14 protein-coding genes are annotated in these 19515 nt (G+C 46.6%); all 14 read left to right on the top strand.

Annotation, left to right across the window (positions count from 1 at the left end; translation table 11 throughout):
- The first annotated feature begins 25 nt into the window (after positions 1–25).
- The 14 genes from FS818_RS08605 to FS818_RS08540 all read left to right on the top strand — a co-directional run bounded on the left by FS818_RS08605 (position 26) and on the right by FS818_RS08540 (position 19421).
- Positions 26–2794: a CHASE3 domain-containing protein gene (locus tag FS818_RS08605; RefSeq protein WP_260989813.1), complete on the top strand. Its 2769-nt coding sequence runs from the start codon at positions 26–28 to the stop codon at positions 2792–2794.
- A gap of 278 nt (positions 2795–3072) precedes the next feature.
- Positions 3073–4689 carry a PucR family transcriptional regulator gene (locus tag FS818_RS08600; protein ID WP_145331393.1) on the top strand — a complete coding sequence of 539 codons (1617 nt, stop codon included), beginning with the start codon at positions 3073–3075 and terminating at the stop codon, positions 4687–4689.
- Between the two features lie 300 nt (positions 4690–4989).
- Positions 4990–5499, top strand: a complete 510-nt coding sequence (uraD, locus tag FS818_RS08595) for a 2-oxo-4-hydroxy-4-carboxy-5-ureidoimidazoline decarboxylase (RefSeq protein ID WP_145331391.1) — start codon at positions 4990–4992, stop codon at positions 5497–5499.
- A 44-nt stretch (positions 5500–5543) separates the two neighbouring features.
- Complete coding sequence (uraH, locus tag FS818_RS08590; RefSeq protein WP_145331389.1) at positions 5544–5921, top strand: hydroxyisourate hydrolase; 378 nt, start codon at positions 5544–5546, stop codon at positions 5919–5921.
- Between the two features lie 32 nt (positions 5922–5953).
- On the top strand, positions 5954–7279 hold the full coding sequence (locus tag FS818_RS08585; RefSeq protein WP_145331387.1) for a 5'-deoxyadenosine deaminase: 1326 nt from the start codon (positions 5954–5956) through the stop codon (positions 7277–7279).
- Between the two features lie 77 nt (positions 7280–7356).
- Entirely contained in the window at positions 7357–8493 is a 1137-nt protein-coding gene (locus tag FS818_RS08580) for an XdhC family protein (protein ID WP_145331385.1), read from the top strand.
- On the top strand, positions 8435–9085 hold the full coding sequence (locus FS818_RS08575; RefSeq protein WP_145331383.1) for an NTP transferase domain-containing protein: 651 nt from the start codon (positions 8435–8437) through the stop codon (positions 9083–9085). Before FS818_RS08580 ends, FS818_RS08575 begins: the two co-directional genes overlap by 59 nt.
- Before the next feature lie 80 nt (positions 9086–9165).
- A complete protein-coding gene (locus tag FS818_RS08570) occupies positions 9166–10116 on the top strand; it encodes an FAD binding domain-containing protein (protein ID WP_186375440.1) in 951 nt (316 codons plus the stop codon).
- 143 nt (positions 10117–10259) lie between these two features.
- A complete protein-coding gene (gene pucD, locus FS818_RS08565; protein WP_145331379.1) occupies positions 10260–12575 on the top strand; it encodes a xanthine dehydrogenase subunit D in 2316 nt (771 codons plus the stop codon).
- Positions 12572–13144, top strand: coding sequence for a (2Fe-2S)-binding protein (locus FS818_RS08560; protein WP_145331377.1), 573 nt, complete (start codon positions 12572–12574; stop codon positions 13142–13144). Before pucD ends, FS818_RS08560 begins: the two co-directional genes overlap by 4 nt.
- Positions 13145–13277: 133 nt before the next feature.
- Positions 13278–13670, top strand: a complete 393-nt coding sequence (locus tag FS818_RS08555) for a hypothetical protein (protein WP_145331375.1) — start codon at positions 13278–13280, stop codon at positions 13668–13670.
- A gap of 287 nt (positions 13671–13957) precedes the next feature.
- A complete protein-coding gene (locus FS818_RS08550; protein WP_145332815.1) occupies positions 13958–16282 on the top strand; it encodes a glycosyl hydrolase in 2325 nt (774 codons plus the stop codon).
- 756 nt (positions 16283–17038) lie between these two features.
- Positions 17039–18124 (top strand): class II fructose-bisphosphatase, encoded by a 1086-nt coding sequence (glpX, locus tag FS818_RS08545; RefSeq protein WP_145331373.1) that lies wholly within the window; start codon positions 17039–17041, stop codon positions 18122–18124.
- A gap of 229 nt (positions 18125–18353) precedes the next feature.
- Complete coding sequence (locus FS818_RS08540; RefSeq protein WP_145331370.1) at positions 18354–19421, top strand: LacI family DNA-binding transcriptional regulator; 1068 nt, start codon at positions 18354–18356, stop codon at positions 19419–19421.
- Positions 19422–19515: the final 94 nt, after the last annotated feature.

Below are 19515 nucleotides of genomic sequence, written 5' to 3'. Positions count from 1 at the left end.
TCGTCTATATTTGGAGGGTTCCACGTTGTCTAAAACGAGAAGATTTACGATACGCTCCAAAATTGTATTGGGCTATCTTGTGGTTGTGCTCTTATTTGGTGTAGTACTACTGATTCTTTCGGCCCAAATCGATGTGTTGCAGAAGGAAAATGATTTTATTAGTCATCATGATCTGGATGTACATAATCTGACCAACGCGATTGAGAAAAACGTATTGGATATGGAAACAGGACAGCGAGGTTTTATGCTTACCGGTAAGGAAAGTTATCTTGAGCCTTATGATCAGGGCCTTTCCGAATGGAATTCGAATTATGATCAGTTATTTGCCCTGATCAGTGATAATCCGGCACAGCAACAAAGCTTGCAAAATATTAAATCCCATATCAACCGCTGGATTGAGATTGCCGGTGAACGATCTGTTCAGCTCAAGAAAGAAGGGGATCAGGATAAGGTTCTCGCTTTTTTTCAGTCCGATCCGGGGAAAACGGAAATTGATCTGCTTCGGTCCCAGCTTGCTACCTTCCGCAACACCGAAATTTTGCTGACAGAAGCAAGGGTGACAGACTTGGCAGAGCGAAGCTCGACTTTGCTGACCATCATGTACACTCTGTGGGGTCTGATTGCAGCGTTGTCCATTGCCGCAGCCTTTATTGTTTCTGGCAACATCGTGAGAACGCTTCAAGAGGTGAAGCAAACGATCAGCGATATTTCCAAAGGCGGCAACTTGAAGCAACGTATTCGTGTACGAACAAAGGATGAAGTGGCTGATCTTGGTCATGAAACCAATAAACTGTTAGATGAAGTACAGGAGCAAAATCGCGTCAAGGATCAACTTACGGGCGTAGCTACCCTTTTGCAAAATCCGACTACAGTGGAGGGGTTGTCCCGCTTGTTCCTTAGTGAGCTTGCAGTGATGCTGGAGATTCCATACAGTGTGCTGTATCACTGGAAAGACAACAGGTTGTTACGCGTGGCAGCATATGCTGGAGATGGTGAGAAGGAACGTTCTCTTGGCAAAATATCACTCGCCCCAGGTGAGGGGCTGGTTGGTCAAAGTGCGATTGAGCAAAGGGTGCTACGAATGAATGATTTGCCCCAGAATTACATTCGTATAGCTTCCGGGCTGGGTCATACATCGGCAAATTCGCTCACCGTGGTTCCTATCCTGTTTGAAGGAAAGACCATTGCTGTAGTGGAACTTGCTTCAATGACGCCTATGTCGGAGAAGTCCCTAGATTTGATCAAAGAATTGGCAGTAATCTTTGGTGTTTCACTTCATTCTACTGTCACCCGGATGGAACTCCAGCATCTTTACGATGAATCACAGGTCCTGAACGAAGAGTTACAAGCACAATCGGAGAAACTGCAGCTCCAAACCGAAGAGATGCAGTCTCAGACAGAAGAATTGCAGATGCAGACGGAAGAGTTGTTTATGCTGAATGAACGCTTGGAGAATCAGAAAGGTGCAGCAGAAAATACAGCTCAAGAGCTTGCAGTAACTGCGGATCAGCTACGAATCAGTTCGGGATATAAATCCGAATTTCTGGCGAATATGTCGCATGAGTTACGAACTCCACTAAATAGCATGTTGATTCTGTCCGAGATATTGGCGGAAAACAAACATCATCATTTGAGCGGTGAGGAGCAGAACTATGCAGCCGTTATTCACAGATCAGGTAAAGACTTACTTAACCTGATTAACGATATTCTCGATCTGTCGAAGGTTGAGGCTGGACAGATGGAAGTAGAATTTGATGATGTTTACCTCGACACGTTGCCTGAAGTGATGAATCAGTATTTCTTGAAAACAGCTGAACAGAAAAAAATCGATTTTCGTATTCAGTTGCAAAGTCCGCTTCCGACTACGATTGAAACCGATGAAATGCGGATGCATCAGATTCTTAGAAACCTGCTCTCGAATGCGTTTAAGTTCACCAGCGAAGGGGAAGTGGCGCTGACCATTTCTCAGGTGCGTCTGACTGACCCGGAACACGCCGATCAGGAAACCGAAGTTATTGCTTTTTCCGTTAGTGATACGGGAATTGGTATTGCGGAGGATAAACTGCTCCAGATCTTTGAGGCATTTAAACAGGCTGATGGAGCAACGGCGCGTAAATATGGCGGTACGGGACTAGGGCTGTCCATCTCTCAATCGCTCGCTTCATTACTTGGCGGTTCAATTTCGGCAACGAGCCGATTGGGCCAAGGCAGTGTGTTCACGCTGTTTCTCCCGCTCTATAGAAAAGGTCAAGAGGTTTCGCAGGAGGAGCAAGGTTCTAGACTGTTTGTTTATGAGGCAGCCGGTGCTATAGCAGAAGAACGTATCCTCCCTTCATCACCTCAGATGGAGTCGGAAAGGAAGGGAATGGAAATTTTGCTAACTCCACTGGAGGAATCGTTATTTAGAGGGCGGCAGATTCTTGTCGTGGATGATGATATCCGTAACGTATATGCGCTAGCGAATGCATTGGAGCAGTACGGTATGAAGGTGATCTCTGCTCAGAATGGAACGGAATGTCTCGAGATGTTAGAGCAAGGAGGACTTCAGCCGGATGTTATTCTTATGGATATCATGATGCCGGAACTTGATGGATATGAAACCACCCGCCGGATCAGAGAGCATCTCGGTTTGACTCAGATTCCCATCATTGCACTCACGGCAAAAGCGATGAAAGAAGATCGGGAGAAATGTATCGCTGCCGGAGCCACGGACTATCTCAGTAAACCGTTGAATATCAAAGACGTGTTATCCCGCATGAAATTATGGATGAGTCAAGAAAAGATGGAGATTTGAACGATCGGCTTTGCTTGACTCCATGTCTGAGCATAAAACGCTAATTAAAAATATGTAGAACCTATGTCTAATGACAGCATGTTGATGTTGTGTCAGGAGGGCATAGGTTTATTTTTTTTCTCATGTAAGCTTCTTTTTGAAAAATGATGTTATAATACTTAACAAATAATTGAAGATTTTCAATTCCTCATCCCTAAATCTATGTAGTTAAGGAGTTAAAAGGCCATTTTAAACTATTCGTTTACACAGTTACGTTAAATATATGGGAGGTCATGTCCATGCAGCTTACCGTTAAAGAAGCATTACAGGTATACCCGCTGTCCGAAGCGAAATTGATTGCGGGTCGGGAAGGGACTTCACGGATGATGAAATCAGTCAACGTCATGGACGCTCCTGACATTGCAGATTGGATCAAATCTGGAGAAATGTTGTTTACGACTGCTTTTATGATCAAAGACAGTGAGACAGACGCGCTTCGATTAATGCAGCGTCTGAACGAACGTGGATGTGCGGGAATCGGCATCAAGCTGGGACGATTCTGGGAATCGATTCCAGAAGGCATCGTTGAGGAGGCCGATCGACTTCGGATGCCACTTCTGGAGCTTCCGTTTCAATTCACTTTCTCTGACCAGATGAACGCCTTGTTTAAAGCGGAACATGAACGCAGTCATCGGCTATTGCATGAAGTTGTACAGAAACAAAAGAAACTCATGCAGTTTGCCTTACAACAGCAGCAACATCGCAATGTGTTTGCTGAAATGTCAACGATCCTCAACTATCCGGTTGCCGTCATCGGCTCGCGAGGGCACGTACTCTATGCGAACGATGACGTCATGTCGGACCAGGCGGTCACGCAAGGCTGGCCCTGGAAATCAGTCATGCACCGGGTGAAATGGAACCAGGGAAGTTGCCATCGAGTGCCGATCAAACAAAAAGATGAGGAGTTTGGTTTCCTACTGGTGTACACGGATTCTGCCTTGTCTCTGCGAGCGGAGGAGGAACTGTTTCAGCAAGCGGCGGATGTGCTCGCCTTTTACATGGATATGACCTACCGCGAGCATATCAACCCAACGGTTCAGGATGAAATGCGGACGCTGCTGAGCCAATATATGGATCAGAAATTGACAATGCAGGAGCTCATAACTTTGAGCGAAAATAAAGGAGTACACCTTTTTCGAGAAACGTATCAGTGTGTGCTAACCACCCTTGAACCTAACGTCTTCGCTGAGGGGAAACTTCTCAAACAGATTCATCGTGAGTTGCAGTACAATCCGCTCATGCAATTTACGGCTTCCCAGCATTTTCAGATGAGTGAAGGAATACTGTCCATCTACAGTTGTCCGACCGGGCGTGATTATGGTGAGGAGTTGTCCGCCTTTCTCCTGAATCGATTCGGGGATGTGTTCACAGCTCAAGAAGCCAAAGGTGCACCGGGGCCTCGTTTTTGGATAAGCAAAATGAAGCATGAGCCGACCTCACTGCGTGAAGCATACCATGAGTGTCTGGATACACGTCAGCTGGCTCAGAGGCTTGGCATGAAGGATCGTGCACTGCAATTTGAGATGTTGGAATTTGCGTATGTTTTCCAACACGTGCCGGAACAAATTATGGAGAATTATTGTAATAAAGTGCTTGAACCATTACTTGCCAGAGACGGTGATCCCAATCAGGTACTTATGAGCACCCTGGAGTCTTTTATTGAAAATGATGGCTTAATTAATGAAGCAGCCAAACAGCTATATGTGCATCGCAACACGGTAACTTATCGTATGGAGAAGATCGGCAGTCTGCTGCAAATGGATTTCAAAAAGACGAATGATCTGCTCAAATTAAAGCTGGTCTTTACCTTCCGTAAATTCGTGCGAGATAAAGCGCCTGCAAGAGTTCGTATGTAATCCCTAACGCTTGCATGGTTAGAGTGCCGCTGATGCTCGTGATGTAAGTGATATGTAAGTGATGCTCAAGGGGTTAATCATGAGTTATATCAAAATCTAATAAAACCGCACTGCCTTCATCGGTGAGTGCGGTTTATTAACATAGATAGCCAGCATCTAGAGATAAATTCCGTGCGCGGATAACAATCCACTTGTTTGATGTTATGTTATATCACAAAAAGACGTAAATAATGTTGCTGTATTCTAAAACAGTGAATAGAATGAGGAACAATTAATTAAATAGAGACCGGGGGTTATGACATGGATGATCTTATACATCTCGTTAACGGCTGGTCTGATCAACAGTTCATCAAGGAATTTGGCTCTCTGTTTGAAGAATCTGCGTGGATTGCAGAACGTTCTGCCGGGCTTCGGCCCTTCGGTTCTTGGGAAGAGATGATGCAGGTCATGACCAAACAAGTTCTTGACTCGGAGAATGAAGATAAGCTGGAACTGCTCCGCAAGCATCCAGATTTGGGTGCTCGCATCAGCATGAGTACCAGCTCCGTTCAGGAGCAGGCAGGCGCTGGCCTGGATTCATTAACACCGGCACATTATAACGAGCTTAAGCAGTTGAATGAGGGGTATACAAGGCAATTTGGCTTTCCGTTTATTTTAGCGGTGAAGGGCCATACAAAGGAATCCATTCTTGATTCCATGAGACAACGGCTACAGAGGAGCGAGCAAGAAGAATTCGTAACGGCATTGAATGAAGTATTTAAAATTGCCACAATCCGGTTGCAGCAATGGATGACCAAGCGTGCAACGTGATCTGAGGAAAGAGGATAAACATAGAGATCGAAGGTGAATGCCTGATGCAAGCGAATGCTGGCCGAATTACTACACATGTACTGGATACATCCAAGGGTGCTCCTGCTGCAGGAGTGAGGATTGAACTCTATTTTATAAAATGGTCAGGAAACGAGTGGAATGCCCTGAAGGTAGCCGAGTCGTTGACCAATTCGGATGGACGTTTGGATGCACCCTTACTTGATGAAGGAAAGCTGGAAGTAGGCGAATATGAACTGCTTTTTGATGTTAAACCCTATTTTGCACAACAAGTTCAAACGGATATGTCACATGTATTATGGACCGAAGTCCCTATTCGTTTTGCCGTAAGAGACACAAAAAGCCATTATCATATCCCTTTGTTGATAGCACCGGGGGGATATAGCACATACCGGGGAAGTTGAAGAAAAGACAGGACGGGATAGGGGAGATGGGCATGGGCACGATTCTACTCAAAGGCGCGCAATTGGTCACGATGAATAGAGAAGAGGAAGTATTTACGGGAGATCTTCTCATCGAAGATAACAAAATCAAAGAAATGGCAGTGCATATCGATGAGAACCTGGCAGATCAAGTCATTGATGCACGAGGGAAAGTGTTACTGCCCGGCTTTATCCAGACCCACATTCATCTATGCCAGACGTTGTTTCGTGGACGTGCAGACGATATGGAGCTGATGGATTGGCTTCGCAAGCGCATCTGGCCGTTAGAAGCGGCACATGACGAAGAATCGGTGTATTACTCCGCAATGCTAGGCCTAGGCGAATTGATCTCTAGCGGCACAACGACCATTCTGGATATGGAGACCGTGAATCATACGGAATCGGCTTTTCAAGCGATGGCCCAGAGTGGAATTCGGGTCATCTCAGGCAAGGTGATGATGGATCATGGAGATGAGGTTCCTGAGCCTCTGCGTGAGAATACGGCGGATTCGCTGCAACAAAGTGTTGATTTGTTAGAAAAATGGAACGGATTCGGTGGAGGTCGTATTCAATATGCTTTTTGTCCAAGGTTTGTTGTATCCTGCACGGAACAACTGCTTACGGAAGTACGTGACCTCTCGAATAAATATCACGTCAAAGTGCACACCCATGCTTCCGAGAATCGTGGAGAGATCGAACTGGTCGAACACGAGAGAGGCATGCGGAACATCGTTTATCTTGATCACATCGGCCTAGCTACCCCCAGATTGGTTCTTGCACATTGTGTATGGCTGAGTGAAGAAGAGAAGGAGATTATTCGTAAACGTGGTGTCAAAGTTACCCATTGTCCCGGATCGAATATGAAACTTTCTTCCGGAATTGCGGACATCCCCGACCTGTTGAACCGGCAGATCGCAGTGGGGATCGGTGCAGACGGTGCACCATGCAATAACAATCTGGATATGTTCCAGGAGATGCGTATGACAGCTTTGATCCAGAAGGTGCCGCACGGGCCGACGGTGATGGATGCCAGAACCGTGTTACACATGGCAACGATGGGCGGGGCGGAAGTGCTGGGGTTGTCCAGAGAGATTGGCAGTCTAGAAGTCGGCAAAAAGGCAGATATGATCCTGCTGGACCTTGATGATTTTCATACGTACCCGTCCTATGAGACCGACATTTACTCCCGTATCGTTTATTCCGCTACCCGTAGCTGTGTGGAAACGGTCATCATTGATGGCAGTATCGTGCTGAACAATCGTAAAATACAAACCATTGACCGCGGCATCGTATTACGAGAGTCGGATAAAAGCATTGCACGGCTAATGAAACGGTTATAGTCGGAACCGTAGAAGCAGTTGCCATCGAAACAGTACAGGTGCATGTTGAAAGGCAGAGGGCAGAAAGGGGCAATCCGATGGAAATGCATGATCTGTGTGCCGTTGCCCTTCGGGAAACCCGGAGTGTACTTGCTACTGCGATTAAAGTGGAGGGGCATGCCTATCGCAAACAAGGGGTTTCCATGCTTATAACGGAGGATGGCAGGATGTACGGCAGTATCAGTCCTGGCTGTCTGGAGAATGACCTGCAAGCCAGGGTGAGCCGCGTGCTGGAGATGCAACAACTTGAGCTGGCTAGCTATGATATGCGGCCTGAAGATGACTTTTCCTGGGGAGAAACGATTGGTTGCGGTGGCCTTGTAATGGTTCTGCTTGAGCCGATCTGTGGAGAGCTACGTGACATGATGAAACAGATGCGGCAATGTTTGGATGCGGCATTGGCGGTTTCTCTTTTGAGATCATTTAATGAAGATTACACTAACGTTACGTATAGTTATTCGAAGGTCGAGTCAGTCAAGTCAGCCGAGCCAGGACAAGAACACTATTTAACTGCAAATGAACAACCTGAATGTTCCAAAAATGATTTGTCTTTGTCCTGTCCTCCTAATCTGGCGGTTAGGAATAATCCTTGGAATCTTCCTCAACATTTCACTTCGCTATATACGCCCAAACCACGTTTGATTATCGTTGGTGCCGGAAATGATGTTGTACCGGTTGCCAGACTGTCTCAATCCGCCGGATTTCGAGTTGTCATCACAGATTGGCGAGAGTCCTTGTGTACGCTTGAACGATTTCCAGATGTGGAACTGGTGCACGGTTTTCCTCAGGAAGTTTTTCCGCAACTGAACATCAATAAGTACGACTATCTCATCCTGATGAGTCATCAATTCCCCCGTGAACGAGAATGGGTAGAGTTGTTAAAAGGTAGCAACTGCAACTATGCATATCTCGGCATCATGGGTTCACGTACCCGAACAGCTCGTTTGTTCGATGGCTTGCCGCCATTACAACACGTGCATAGTCCGGTTGGTTTGCCTATTGGTGCAGATGGGCCAGAGGAGATCGCGGTCAGTATTGTTGCAGAGTTGATTGCGGCCAGACGTAAGCCGGCGACTGTTAAATCTGCGTTAGTAACCGAAAAAAGGAGCAGTGCTTATGCAAACGACAGGAATCGTTCTGGCGGCTGGCAAGAGCAGCAGACTTGGGCGAGATAAACTATCGGTTATGATGCCGGATGGAAGGGCACTGGCAGCATGGACACTGGAGGCTGCTCTGAATTCCCGGTTGGATCAAATCGTCTGTGTGGTCAAACCAGAGGATAGTCTTGAATGGTTACCTTCCAAATGGCACGAGGTATTCTCTTACACATATAATCCCGAAAAAAGATTGCGTTTTGTATTATGCAACGATTTTGCTGGCGGCATGGCGAACTCCATTCATTGCGGTATATTGACGGCGATGGAGTACAGACCGAAGGGGGTACTGATGCTGATGGCAGACCAGCCTCTGATTACGACAGAGAATATTAATCAGGTCACCGCGGTACTGGATTCTAATCCGCTGTGTGATTATGTTGCGGGTACGGACAATGAAGGGAGTAAACCCCCGGTTGCTTTTCGCTCACATATGTTCGGCCCGTTACTATCCCTGCATGGAGATGAAGGAGCACGCAAAATGCTCCGTAATCCTAAATACCAAGGGGTACAGGTGTCTTTAGGGCGAGAGAGTTTCTGGGACGCTGATACGGAGTTGCAAGTGCAACAAATTCTGAAATATGCAGAAGAGCGGATGTGGAGGGAAGCCTGAATTTACGCGACTCCGTGAGAACACTGCAAACGATTGGGAACGTAGGGGAAATGAAATGGAGGAATAAAGGAGGGAGAGCCATGGTACTGCCGGGATACGGCTCAGGTGCGCAGCCCTCGGTGTGGCAGCCAGATACGTTACAAGAATTACAAAACATTAGGGAACAGATTGAAGGAACACGGTGTTATGTAGCTGGAGGCACGTTATTGCGAACACAATGGGAGGCTGCATTAAAGGTTTTACCTGAACATTTAGTTAGTTTGGCTTGCATTCCCGAGATCAATGGAATCTCGATCCAAGGGGATGAGATTGTAATTGGAGCCATGACCCGATTAAGAGATTGTGCGGCAGATCCTTTGCTAGGCAAGTTTCCCATTTTGCATCAGGCTATCTTGGCTATAGCAGCTCCTTCTGTTCGAAATCTGGCGACGATTGGCGGGAATATCGCTTCAGGTATAGGGGATACGTTACCGGCGTTACTTGTATATGACGCGGAGCTCCACTGGCTGACCTGTCGCGGTATGGAGACGCAGCACGTGGCATTATGGCTTGAAAATGGAAGTGATAGCAAGCTGAATGCAGATGATGTATTAATCTCCATTCATATTCCGTCCAGAAATGCCGCAGTAAATCTAACGTCTTATGATTCTGAACAATACACGTTCGATTCCGAGCAATCCCTATCCGAACGAAATCATCAAATTTCCTTCTATCGTAAATTAGGCCGTAGAGAGGCATTTACTGCCTCGCTTGTCACGGTAGCTTTTCACGGTGAGGTTAACCCGGATGACGGGCGATGGGCACGCATTGCGATTGCTGTCGGTGGCGGCTCTGGTATGGCGGTGAGGCTGACCGAAACGGAGCAGTGGCTTCGATCAGGAAAAGCGGATGCTTCTCAAGCCGCCGGGCTTGCAACGCAGGCTGTTGCTGAATTTGTATCCTATACGGATGCTTTTGCAAGCGAAAGCTACAGGATCCAGTCGGCAGGAAATATGCTTGGGGCCGGGCTTTGGCAGGCTTTTCATCCATAGCCGGCAGTATCTGTGAAGCATACAGCATCAAAAGCATCTATACCAAGCAGTGTATTAAGGAATCCCGGAAACCTAGATCGCAACGAAGATAATCGCAATTCAGGCTGGGCTTAAAAAAGGAGCAATGGAAGGGGAGAGACATCATGCTGCTTAACCGGGAACAGAGTGGGAATCGCTGGCATCTGCGGCCGGATGGCCCTCCAAAGGTCACGGGACAGTTGCAGTATCTAACAGATATGTCCTTGCCCGACATGGTCTATGGAAAAGTACTGCGGAGTGCATATCCATATGCACGGCTACTGTCCGTCGATACATCGGAAGCGGAGGCGATGGAGGGTGTATATGCGGTGTTAACGGCCAAGGATGTGCCTGGACTCAACCGCTTTGGAATCGCAACCCCGGATCAGCCCGTCTTCTGTGAAGATGTTGTTCGTTATGTGGGGGATGCGATTGCCGCGGTTGCGGCCGATTCACCTGAACGAGCTTTGCTCGCCATAGAAGCTATTCGCGTACAGTATGACGAGCTGGAGCCGCTAGACAGCACGGCTGCAGCACTGGCTCCTGGGGCGCCTGAACTGCATCCACATGGTCCAGGCAATGTGCTTCATCGTACAGAGATCAAACGTGGAGATGCCCAGCAAGCTTTTGCCGCTTGTGCTCATATTGTAACGGAGACTTATTATACGCCAAGACAAATGCATGCGTATATGGAGACAGAGGGAGGCCTGTTTGTGCCTGACGAGATGGGGCGTCTTCATGTCTATGCGGCAACACAGCATGGGTATAAGGATCGCATGCAACTCGCACGTATTATTGGCTGCCCGGAAGAACACATTCGAGTGGTATCTTCACCTATTGGTGGTTCGTTTGGCGGAAAAGATGAATTGAACGTGCAACCTTACGGTGCACTGCTCGCGTTAAAATGCGGCCGCCCTGTTAAAATGCACAACTCGCGTAAAGAATCCGTTCGGGCTGGTTTGAAGCGTCATCCGATGAAGATCGAGATGCAAACGGGTATAAGCCGTGAGGGGATATTGCAGGCACATCGGGTTCGTATTACGGCAGATACCGGTGCGTATGCAACGCTTGGAGCACCCGTATTAAACTTCTGTACCGAGCATTGTATGGGGCCGTATATGATTCCGCATGTGGATGTAGAAGGGGTATCTGTGTATACAAACAATGGATTATCCGGAGAGTTTCGGGGATTCGGAGGCAATCAGGCAATCTTTGCAATGGAAGGTCAGATGGACCGTTTGGCACAGATCATGGATATGGACCCTTGGGAGTTTCGACGGCGTAATCTGCGGCAGAAACATGATCCGGGTCCCTTGAACCAGCGCATTCTGCCCACGGATGGACTATATCAAGTATGGGAGGCGCTGGACCGCTCGGAGCTATGGCAGAAAAAACTTCATGTCCAAGAGGAACCGTCCCGCCCACCCTGGATCAAGCGAGGAATAGGTGCGGCCATCGCGATGCATGGCGCCGGGCTTGGTTACGGCATACCAGATCCGGCTGGCGGACGTTTGTCGCTGAATGCGGAGGGCAAGATTGAGGTGGCTTTCAGCTACGAGGAATTCGGGCAAGGTCTTGTCGCCACACTGGAGATCATGCTCTGTGATCTGTTCCAGTGCCAACCATCAGACCTGAGCATTGTTATTGGGGATACAGACCGTGTACCCCATAGTGGCTCCAGTACGGCATCCCGTTCCACCACGATGGCCTGGATGGCTTTGCAACGCTTGCAGCACCCGTTCCGTACAAAGCTACTTAAAGTTGCATCGCAGTTTTCTGGAATTCCAGCAGAGCAACTCATGACAGGGCGTGAGGGAATTTGGATGAAATCAGACGATTCCTCTTCAACCTCTGCCCCTCGCTTAGTCATCGCTTATGCGGATCTTGTAAAACAGGACGATGCGCAGGAATGGATTTTTGACACCACCTTTCATTATCCGACTACGCCTGACAATGTCATGGGTGGTCATTACCTCTACACGTATGCCGCTGTAGCCGCAGAGGTGGAGGTCAATACGCTGACGGGCGAAAGCAAACTTCTGGATACACGACATATTGTGGCGGCGGGGCCGGTAATCAATCCGATGGGCTATATAGGCCAGATTGAAGGTGGCAGTGTGATGGCTCTTGGATTTACATTAACCGAGGATGCTGTCATGCAGCAGAGCCGTTACGTCACAGCCAATCTGGATACGTATTTAATTCCGACAATCAAGGATATTCATTCGAATCTTGAAGTCGAGGCCATTGAAGATCTGCCTGAAGGAGATGCATTCGGACCTAGAGGAATCGGCGAGATTGGTTCCGTTGCACTTGCCCCTGCAATTACTGCAGCTATACACCAGGCGACAGGTGTATGGGTTATTCAGCTCCCCGTGCCGCGCGAGCAACTCAGCAAGCCGTTGAATGTTCTTTTGCCAGAAGGAGTGAAGCCATCATGAATAATCAGCCTCTTGAACAGACATGGAGCGCTAGAGTGAATGGGCAACTGAGAAAACTGTCCGTTTCTCCCGGAACGCGGCTTGTCGATATCCTTCGGAATCAACTAGAACTAACGGGAACCAAAGTATCCTGTGAGGTCGGACGTTGTGGTGCGTGCATGATTCTCATGAATGGAGAGCCAGTTAATGCCTGCCTCGTGATGGCGTATCAGAGTGAGGGAAGCGACATTACGACCATTGAAGGACTGCATGGTGAGAAAGAGGGAGAGTTGCACCCGATTCAACAAGCTTTTGTGGAAGAAGGCGGATTTCAGTGTGGATACTGCACTCCAGGGATGATTATTTCAACCAAGGCTTTGCTGGACGCATGTCCTGATCCTTCTCGGGAGCAGATTGAAACCGGATTATGCGGTAATCTCTGTCGCTGTACAGGTTATGGGGGAATCATACGCGCGGTAAATAAGGCAAGTGAGCGTTATACAGCCCAAGGAACGGTTGAAACAGCGATGAAAGAAGGCGCAAGCACATCAACAGTAAACATTTTACAAACAGATAATGCTGAAACCTGAATGTCCGAAGAAAGAAAATATCAATCTTTACACAAAAATATGGTAATATTAAAAATAATAGAGAATTTCCTGCGAGTGGAGATCAAGTGCTGCCCGTAGAAAATTCTTATTTTTTTGTGCGGGGTGATTAAAAATGAAGAAAAAACATGTGTTTCTCGGTACAGTGTTAAGTCTGCTTGTGATTATGCTACTTGTAAACTACATTGAGAATAATGAGGCTGTCGTAAATACGAGTCAGGTTGTCGAAAGTTACGGGGAAGATCAGGGAATGTACAATGCAACTGTAACGTTTGATATGATTAAGGCGAAAAAAGCAAGTAACGTAAAGGTTATGGTTGTATACCCGAATGATACGATCGAATATCATGATGTGTCGTCACCTGATGGTCACTACCATTTAAATATAACGAAAAACGTGGAAGAGCTTGCCTCGGACAAAAGCAAAGGCACATTACCCGAATTCCTGATTACTTGGATGTCAGGGGATAAAAAAAGAATAAAGTATGTTTCTTCAAGTGTCAGATGAATGAAGAGGTTCGTTACATAAGCATGACTAGATTGTTAAAAAAACATAGTGTTTAAAAACAAAAATTTAAGCGTTTTCGGGATTTAAGTTTGTGAAGTTTTCCTGAGGTATGATGATTATATTGTCTTGATACACATAGTGTTATTTGATTCATATAACCATATATTTACAATTTTATCCACTCGTGATATGTTTACATATGAAAGCGCCATCATGAATAGGGTTATGCACATTTCGCTCTCACATTTCAGATGGAAAGGGAGATGGCAATGAAGTTCCGAATGGAGATGGGAACGAAGAATGGATGGAGGGAGAGGGTTCGGAAAGCATTGGCAATCATGCTGGTCAGTACCTTGTTGTTGGGTATGCTGGCATTGCCTGCACCTGCGCAAGCGGATGCCCCATTGCTCACGATTGAAGGTGAAGATGCACAATTAACCTCGGATTTGCAAGTGGTAACTCAGATTTACGGACAGCCGAAGCCAGGTTATTCGGGAAGCGGATTTGTCTGGATGCAGGGATCGGGAACGATCACATTAGATGTAACCGTTCCCGAAACGGGGATGTACAGTATTTCCACCCGTTTTATGCAGGAGCTTAGTATGGATGGCAGACTTCAATACTTGGCAGTGAACGGGGTAACGAAAGGCTCTTACATGCTTCCATATACGACAACATGGTCGGATTATGATTTTGGTTTCCACAAATTAAACAAGGGAAGCAACACAATTCAACTGAAGGCTGGCTGGGGTTATGCGTATTTTGATACGTTCACAGTGGATTATGCCGATCTTGATCCGCTAAACGTACAACCTGTGCTCACGGATTCACAGGCTACGCCGGAAACACAGCTTTTGATGAATTATCTAACGGAGGTATACGGACACAAGATCATATCGGGGCAACAGGAGATCTATGGAGGAGGGAATGACGGAAATTCTGAGCTGGAGTTTGAGTGGATTCATGATTTGACGGGTAAATATCCGGCCATTCGCGGTTTTGATTTTATGAACTACAACCCGCTTTATGGCTGGGAAGATGGTACAACGGATCGGTTGATCGACTGGGTGAACAACCGCGGAGGCATTGCAACCGCATCTTGGCATATCAATGTGCCGCGTAACTTTACTACGTATCAACTTGGCGATTTTGTCGATTGGAAAGAGGCGACCTACAAACCAACCGAAACGAACTTTGATACCGCAAAGGCTGTCATTCCTGGTACGAAGGAATATCAGTATGTCATGATGACCATTGAAGATCTGGCGGAGCAGCTCCAGATATTACAGGATAACGATGTGCCGGTTATTTTCCGTCCTTACCATGAAGCAGAAGGGAACGGAGGACTGAACGGAGAGGGAGCCTGGTTCTGGTGGGCTTCTGCCGGAGCGGATGTGTATAAGAAGCTGTGGGATATGATCTACACCGAGCTGACTGAAACGTATGACCTGCATAACCTGATCTGGACTTACAACAGCTACGTTTACAGTACTTCACCAGCTTGGTATCCGGGGGATGATCAAGTAGACCTTGTGGGCTTTGACAAATACAATACGATCTACAATCGTTACGATGGATTATCCGGTGTGCCTAATGAGGATGCTATTACGTCCACATTTTATCAGCTTGTGAACTTGACCAATGGCAAAAAAATGGTGGCAATGACAGAGAACGATACCGTTCCAAGCGTGAAAAATCTGACAGAGGAAAAAGCGGGCTGGCTTTATTTCCTTCCGTGGTACGGCGAGCATCTGATGAGCGAAGCATTTAACTATGCTTCCACGTTAAAAACGCTCTATCAAAGCGATTATGTCATTACTCTGGATGAGTTGCCGGATCTGAAGGCGAACCAGCCCAATCCAAGTGCGGTCATCTCACCCGGAAGTGCAACCTTTGACAAGGAAACAAGTCATGCTGAGGATATTACGATTTCGCTTACCTTGAATGGGCATCAGTTTACGGGCGTTTCTAAGGGAGGTGTGAATCTGGTTTCCGGCCAGCATTATACGGCATCTGAATCAACAGTGATGCTGAAGCAAGCCTATCTAACAACACTACCGCTTGGACAAACGAGCCTAACTTTTCACTTCAACAATGGTAAAGATGCTGTTCTTAAGTTGAATGTAATCGATAGTTCCATTGTTGTAGTACCACCAGACAGCAAGCTAACGATTCAGGCGTATAACGGCAATACGAGCGCTTCGACGAACGGTATCGCACCCAAGTTCAAGCTGATTAATTCCGGGAATACGGCTATTCATCTCAGTGATGTAAAGGTGCGGTATTATTATACGATTGATGGTGAGCAAGCCCAGACTTTCTGGTCAGATTGGGCAAGTGTAGGAAGTGCCAACGTTACCAGTACCTTCATCAAGCTGGACACACCAGTAACTGGTGCTGACTACTATGTTGAACTGGGGTTCACTAGTAACGCCGGGGTGCTGAATCCGGGTGAAAGCGCAGAGATACAAGCTCGGTTTTCTAAAAATAACTGGTCTAATTACAATCAGTCCGATGATTATTCCTTCATGGCAACGGGCAATCAATATGGTAATCACAGCAAAATAACCGGATACGTAAGTGATCAGTTGGTATGGGGTGTGGAACCTTAAACGAAAGCAAGCAAGACCGGGTCAGTATCTCGTTAAACTGATCCGGTCTTGTTTTGTTATGTGTAAAGAAAGAGGCGTATGGATAAAAATCCGAGGCTGAAGGGAGTTATGTTTTATTTTAGAAAGCTATACTTATGGTAGTAAATGTAATTTTTATAAGTGTAATAATGGATTTGTATTCATAACAAATATTATGTAAACTTATTTTTTTCAATATCCTTTATAGATGACATCTATGGTATTAGGGAATGCTAAAGTCCTGATTAATACTAAAATTCACTCTTTTATGAACTGAATTTCGACACAGAAGAGACACTCGATTGTTGTGAACAAATTCCATTTTATTTGAAACTTTTATACACCAGATTATTTCCCGAAAATCGTTTTCGATTCTACTGAAAAATGGGCAGGTCAACCATCTGACTTTTGGCTAAAATGACAGTCAGAGCTAGGGTTACAATACTCCACAAGTTTAGAATGGCAACACAAATTTCCTGATGTTACAGGAGAGAAAAAAACGATAATAGAAATTGGAAAAAATATTAATGTTTTAATACAAAAAAAGGAATTTATACATGCCTTAAGGCTACTCCTAAATCAGGTTGAATTGTTCGGATTAATAAATAGAAATATAAGGGAAATCTCATGAAAAAGCTGATGCTACGCTATTTATAGATTGATTTGATATGGATTTGCGATAGATTTTCAGATGACCTTCACGTTATGCTGTGGGAAATCAGAAAGGAAGTGGCAACCATGGAACGCGAACTGGCGTTGGAAATTGTCCGAGTAACAGAATTGGCGGCTTTAGCTTCAGCTCCTTGGATGGGAAGAGGCGACAAGAATAGTGCAGACGAAGCGGCTACTTTAGCCATGCGTGCCATGTTCGATTCCGTGTCCATTCGAGGCACGGTCGTGATTGGGGAAGGGGAGATGGATGAAGCCCCAATGTTGTACATCGGTGAAGAAGTCGGCAATGCGGAGGGACCGGAGGTTGATGTCGCTGTTGATCCTCTGGAAGGTACAGAGATTGTGGCTAAAGGGCTGAACAATGCATTATCGGTCATTGCGGTGGCGGGAAAAGGAAATCTGCTTCACGCTCCGGACATGTATATGGAGAAACTGGCGGTTGGTCCTGCGCTGGTAGGCAAAGTTAGCATTGAAGATCCGATTGAGGTGACTCTGGAAAAAGCGGCTGCTGCGCTAAATAAAAATATCTCTGATCTCACGGTCATGATCCTTGATCGTGTACGGCATGAGAGCACGATCAAAGCGCTTCGCAAAGTTGGCGTGCGGATCAAATTCCTTAGTGACGGCGACGTTGCAGGAGCGATGGCTCCGGCTTTCCCTGAAGCGGGTATTGACCTGTATGTTGGATCAGGTGGTGCCCCTGAAGGCGTGCTGGCTGCAGCAGCCTTGTCCTGCCTCGGAGGAGAGATTCAAGGCCGTTTGATGCCAGCCAATGCAGATGAATTTCAGCGCTGCTTGCAGATGGGAATTGATAACCCTTACAAAGTGTTGACGATGGAAGACATGATCGGTACAGAGGACGTTATTTTTGCCGCAACGGGAGTAACGCCTGGTGAGATTCTTGGCGGCGTGCGTTATCTTGCAGATGACCGGGCGGAGACAGATTCGATTGTCATGCGTGCCAAAACGAAAACCATTCGTTTTATTCGTTCCCTGCATTTCCTGCCGAACAAAGAGGTATTGCATAAGGTTCGTAAGCTTCAGGCTTCCTCCGAGCCATCAGATCGCATGGTCCGGAAATTGACTAAAGAGATGGAACAGGCTGAATTCAGTCAGTCTGCCAAGGAAACAAGCGTAATTACAAAAGGTTAAAATGTTTACTTCATCTATATATTAAAATCATAGAACGCACTTGTGCGCTACATTATTGACAAATAAGAATGAGGAAAAAAGGTGAATCCCGAATTCCTCATTCTTTTTGTTGTTTTTGCATTGACAACGGTTACATGGCATGAGAAAATGTACGCGCGTACATAAATATATGTTCTCGATAAATTTTTTGATTTTTACGTGCACATTTCATCTGAAGGAGGTGAAGGACATGGCTTCTCGCAGAGAAGTCGCTGAGCTTGCGGGAGTTTCCGAAGCGACGGTGTCCAGAGTTTTAAACGGAGTTGGACCCATCAGGGAAGAGACTCGCCGCAGGGTACTTGAAGCATCCGAGCGGCTAGGCTATGTACCCAGTGCACTTGCTCGCAGCTTTGCCAGAAGTAAGAGCGGCAATTTGGGCGTTGTGTTGCCGTATGTTCCGAAGGCACATCTGTTTTCAGCCTATTTTTTCTCGGAAATGTTAAGTGGTATCGGAAGCAAAGCGAGAGACAACGGCCTTGATCTGCTGGTCATGTTTCAAACCGCAGGTGAGGCCATGAATTATACCGATCTGTTTCGCAGACAAAAAATTGATGCCTGTATCATTCTTGGTGCGAGACATGATCAGGATGAGCTGGCGGCCATGCAGCAGCTGGATCGGGAAGGGCACCCGTTTTGCGTCATGAATCAGCATTTTGCGAATGAGTCATTCATGGAAGTGGATGCTGATCATGTGGAGGGAAGCAGGCTTGCTATACGTCATCTTACCGATCAGGGAAATCGTAGAATCGCTTTTTTGAATGGACCCGACAGCTATTCGAACAGTCAGGATCGATTGGAGGGTGTGCGATTGGGGCTGTATGAGGCGGGCATGGAGCTGGATTCTAGTCTGTTATTTGAAGGCAACTACAGCAGGCGTAGCGGCATTGAGGCATCAGCTTCGATAGCTGATCGTTTGCATGAGATTGATGCGGTATTTGCAGCGAATGACAGGATGGCCATTGGTGTGATGCATGGCTTGCGGGAACGAGGCGTACGTACCCAGGATTTTCCGGCATTTGTAGGCTACGATGACTCGGATGCGGCCGAGATGGCAGTTCCAGCGCTGAGTAGCGTCAGGGTTCCCTTTTTCGAGATGGGGGAGCTTGCTGTATCCAAACTGATGCAAGGTACAAATGGCATAGCTGATGCGCGAGGTCCGAAAGGGTATCATTCCACAGTGACTTTTGATTCGTTACGCACTCTTTTACCAACGGAATTGATTATTCGTGCCTCTTCCAACCGTCGTATTGAAGAGTAGATGGAGCTAGAAACTGCTGATTTATAACTTCTGAAGTCTGCCATTTATCATGAAATGTTCTTTTCATTCTATTAAATGTTTTTTTACATTCTAT

Origin of the sequence: Paenibacillus xylanexedens, from assembly GCF_007680605.1 — a bacterium.
Classification (GTDB): domain Bacteria; phylum Bacillota; class Bacilli; order Paenibacillales; family Paenibacillaceae; genus Paenibacillus; species Paenibacillus xylanexedens_B.
The sequence above is the reverse complement of the archived record's forward strand: the minus strand, read 5'-3'. Positions and strand labels throughout refer to the sequence as shown.

Bases quoted from the DNA above. Each gene is read 5' to 3' on its own strand.
- FS818_RS08600 (WP_145331393.1), top strand. From the start codon at position 3,073: ATGCAGCTTACCGTTAAAGAAGCATTACAGGTATACCCGCTGTCCGAA.
- uraD (WP_145331391.1), top strand. From the start codon at position 4,990: ATGGATGATCTTATACATCTCGTTAACGGCTGGTCTGATCAACAGTTC.
- uraH (WP_145331389.1), top strand. From the start codon at position 5,544: ATGCAAGCGAATGCTGGCCGAATTACTACACATGTACTGGATACATCC.
- FS818_RS08585 (WP_145331387.1), top strand. From the start codon at position 5,954: ATGGGCACGATTCTACTCAAAGGCGCGCAATTGGTCACGATGAATAGA.
- FS818_RS08580 (WP_145331385.1), top strand. From the start codon at position 7,357: ATGGAAATGCATGATCTGTGTGCCGTTGCCCTTCGGGAAACCCGGAGT.
- FS818_RS08575 (WP_145331383.1), top strand. From the start codon at position 8,435: ATGCAAACGACAGGAATCGTTCTGGCGGCTGGCAAGAGCAGCAGACTT.
- FS818_RS08570 (WP_186375440.1), top strand. From the start codon at position 9,166: ATGGTACTGCCGGGATACGGCTCAGGTGCGCAGCCCTCGGTGTGGCAG.
- pucD (WP_145331379.1), top strand. From the start codon at position 10,260: ATGCTGCTTAACCGGGAACAGAGTGGGAATCGCTGGCATCTGCGGCCG.
- FS818_RS08560 (WP_145331377.1), top strand. From the start codon at position 12,572: ATGAATAATCAGCCTCTTGAACAGACATGGAGCGCTAGAGTGAATGGG.
- FS818_RS08555 (WP_145331375.1), top strand. From the start codon at position 13,278: ATGAAGAAAAAACATGTGTTTCTCGGTACAGTGTTAAGTCTGCTTGTG.
- FS818_RS08550 (WP_145332815.1), top strand. From the start codon at position 13,958: ATGGGAACGAAGAATGGATGGAGGGAGAGGGTTCGGAAAGCATTGGCA.
- glpX (WP_145331373.1), top strand. From the start codon at position 17,039: ATGGAACGCGAACTGGCGTTGGAAATTGTCCGAGTAACAGAATTGGCG.
- FS818_RS08540 (WP_145331370.1), top strand. From the start codon at position 18,354: ATGGCTTCTCGCAGAGAAGTCGCTGAGCTTGCGGGAGTTTCCGAAGCG.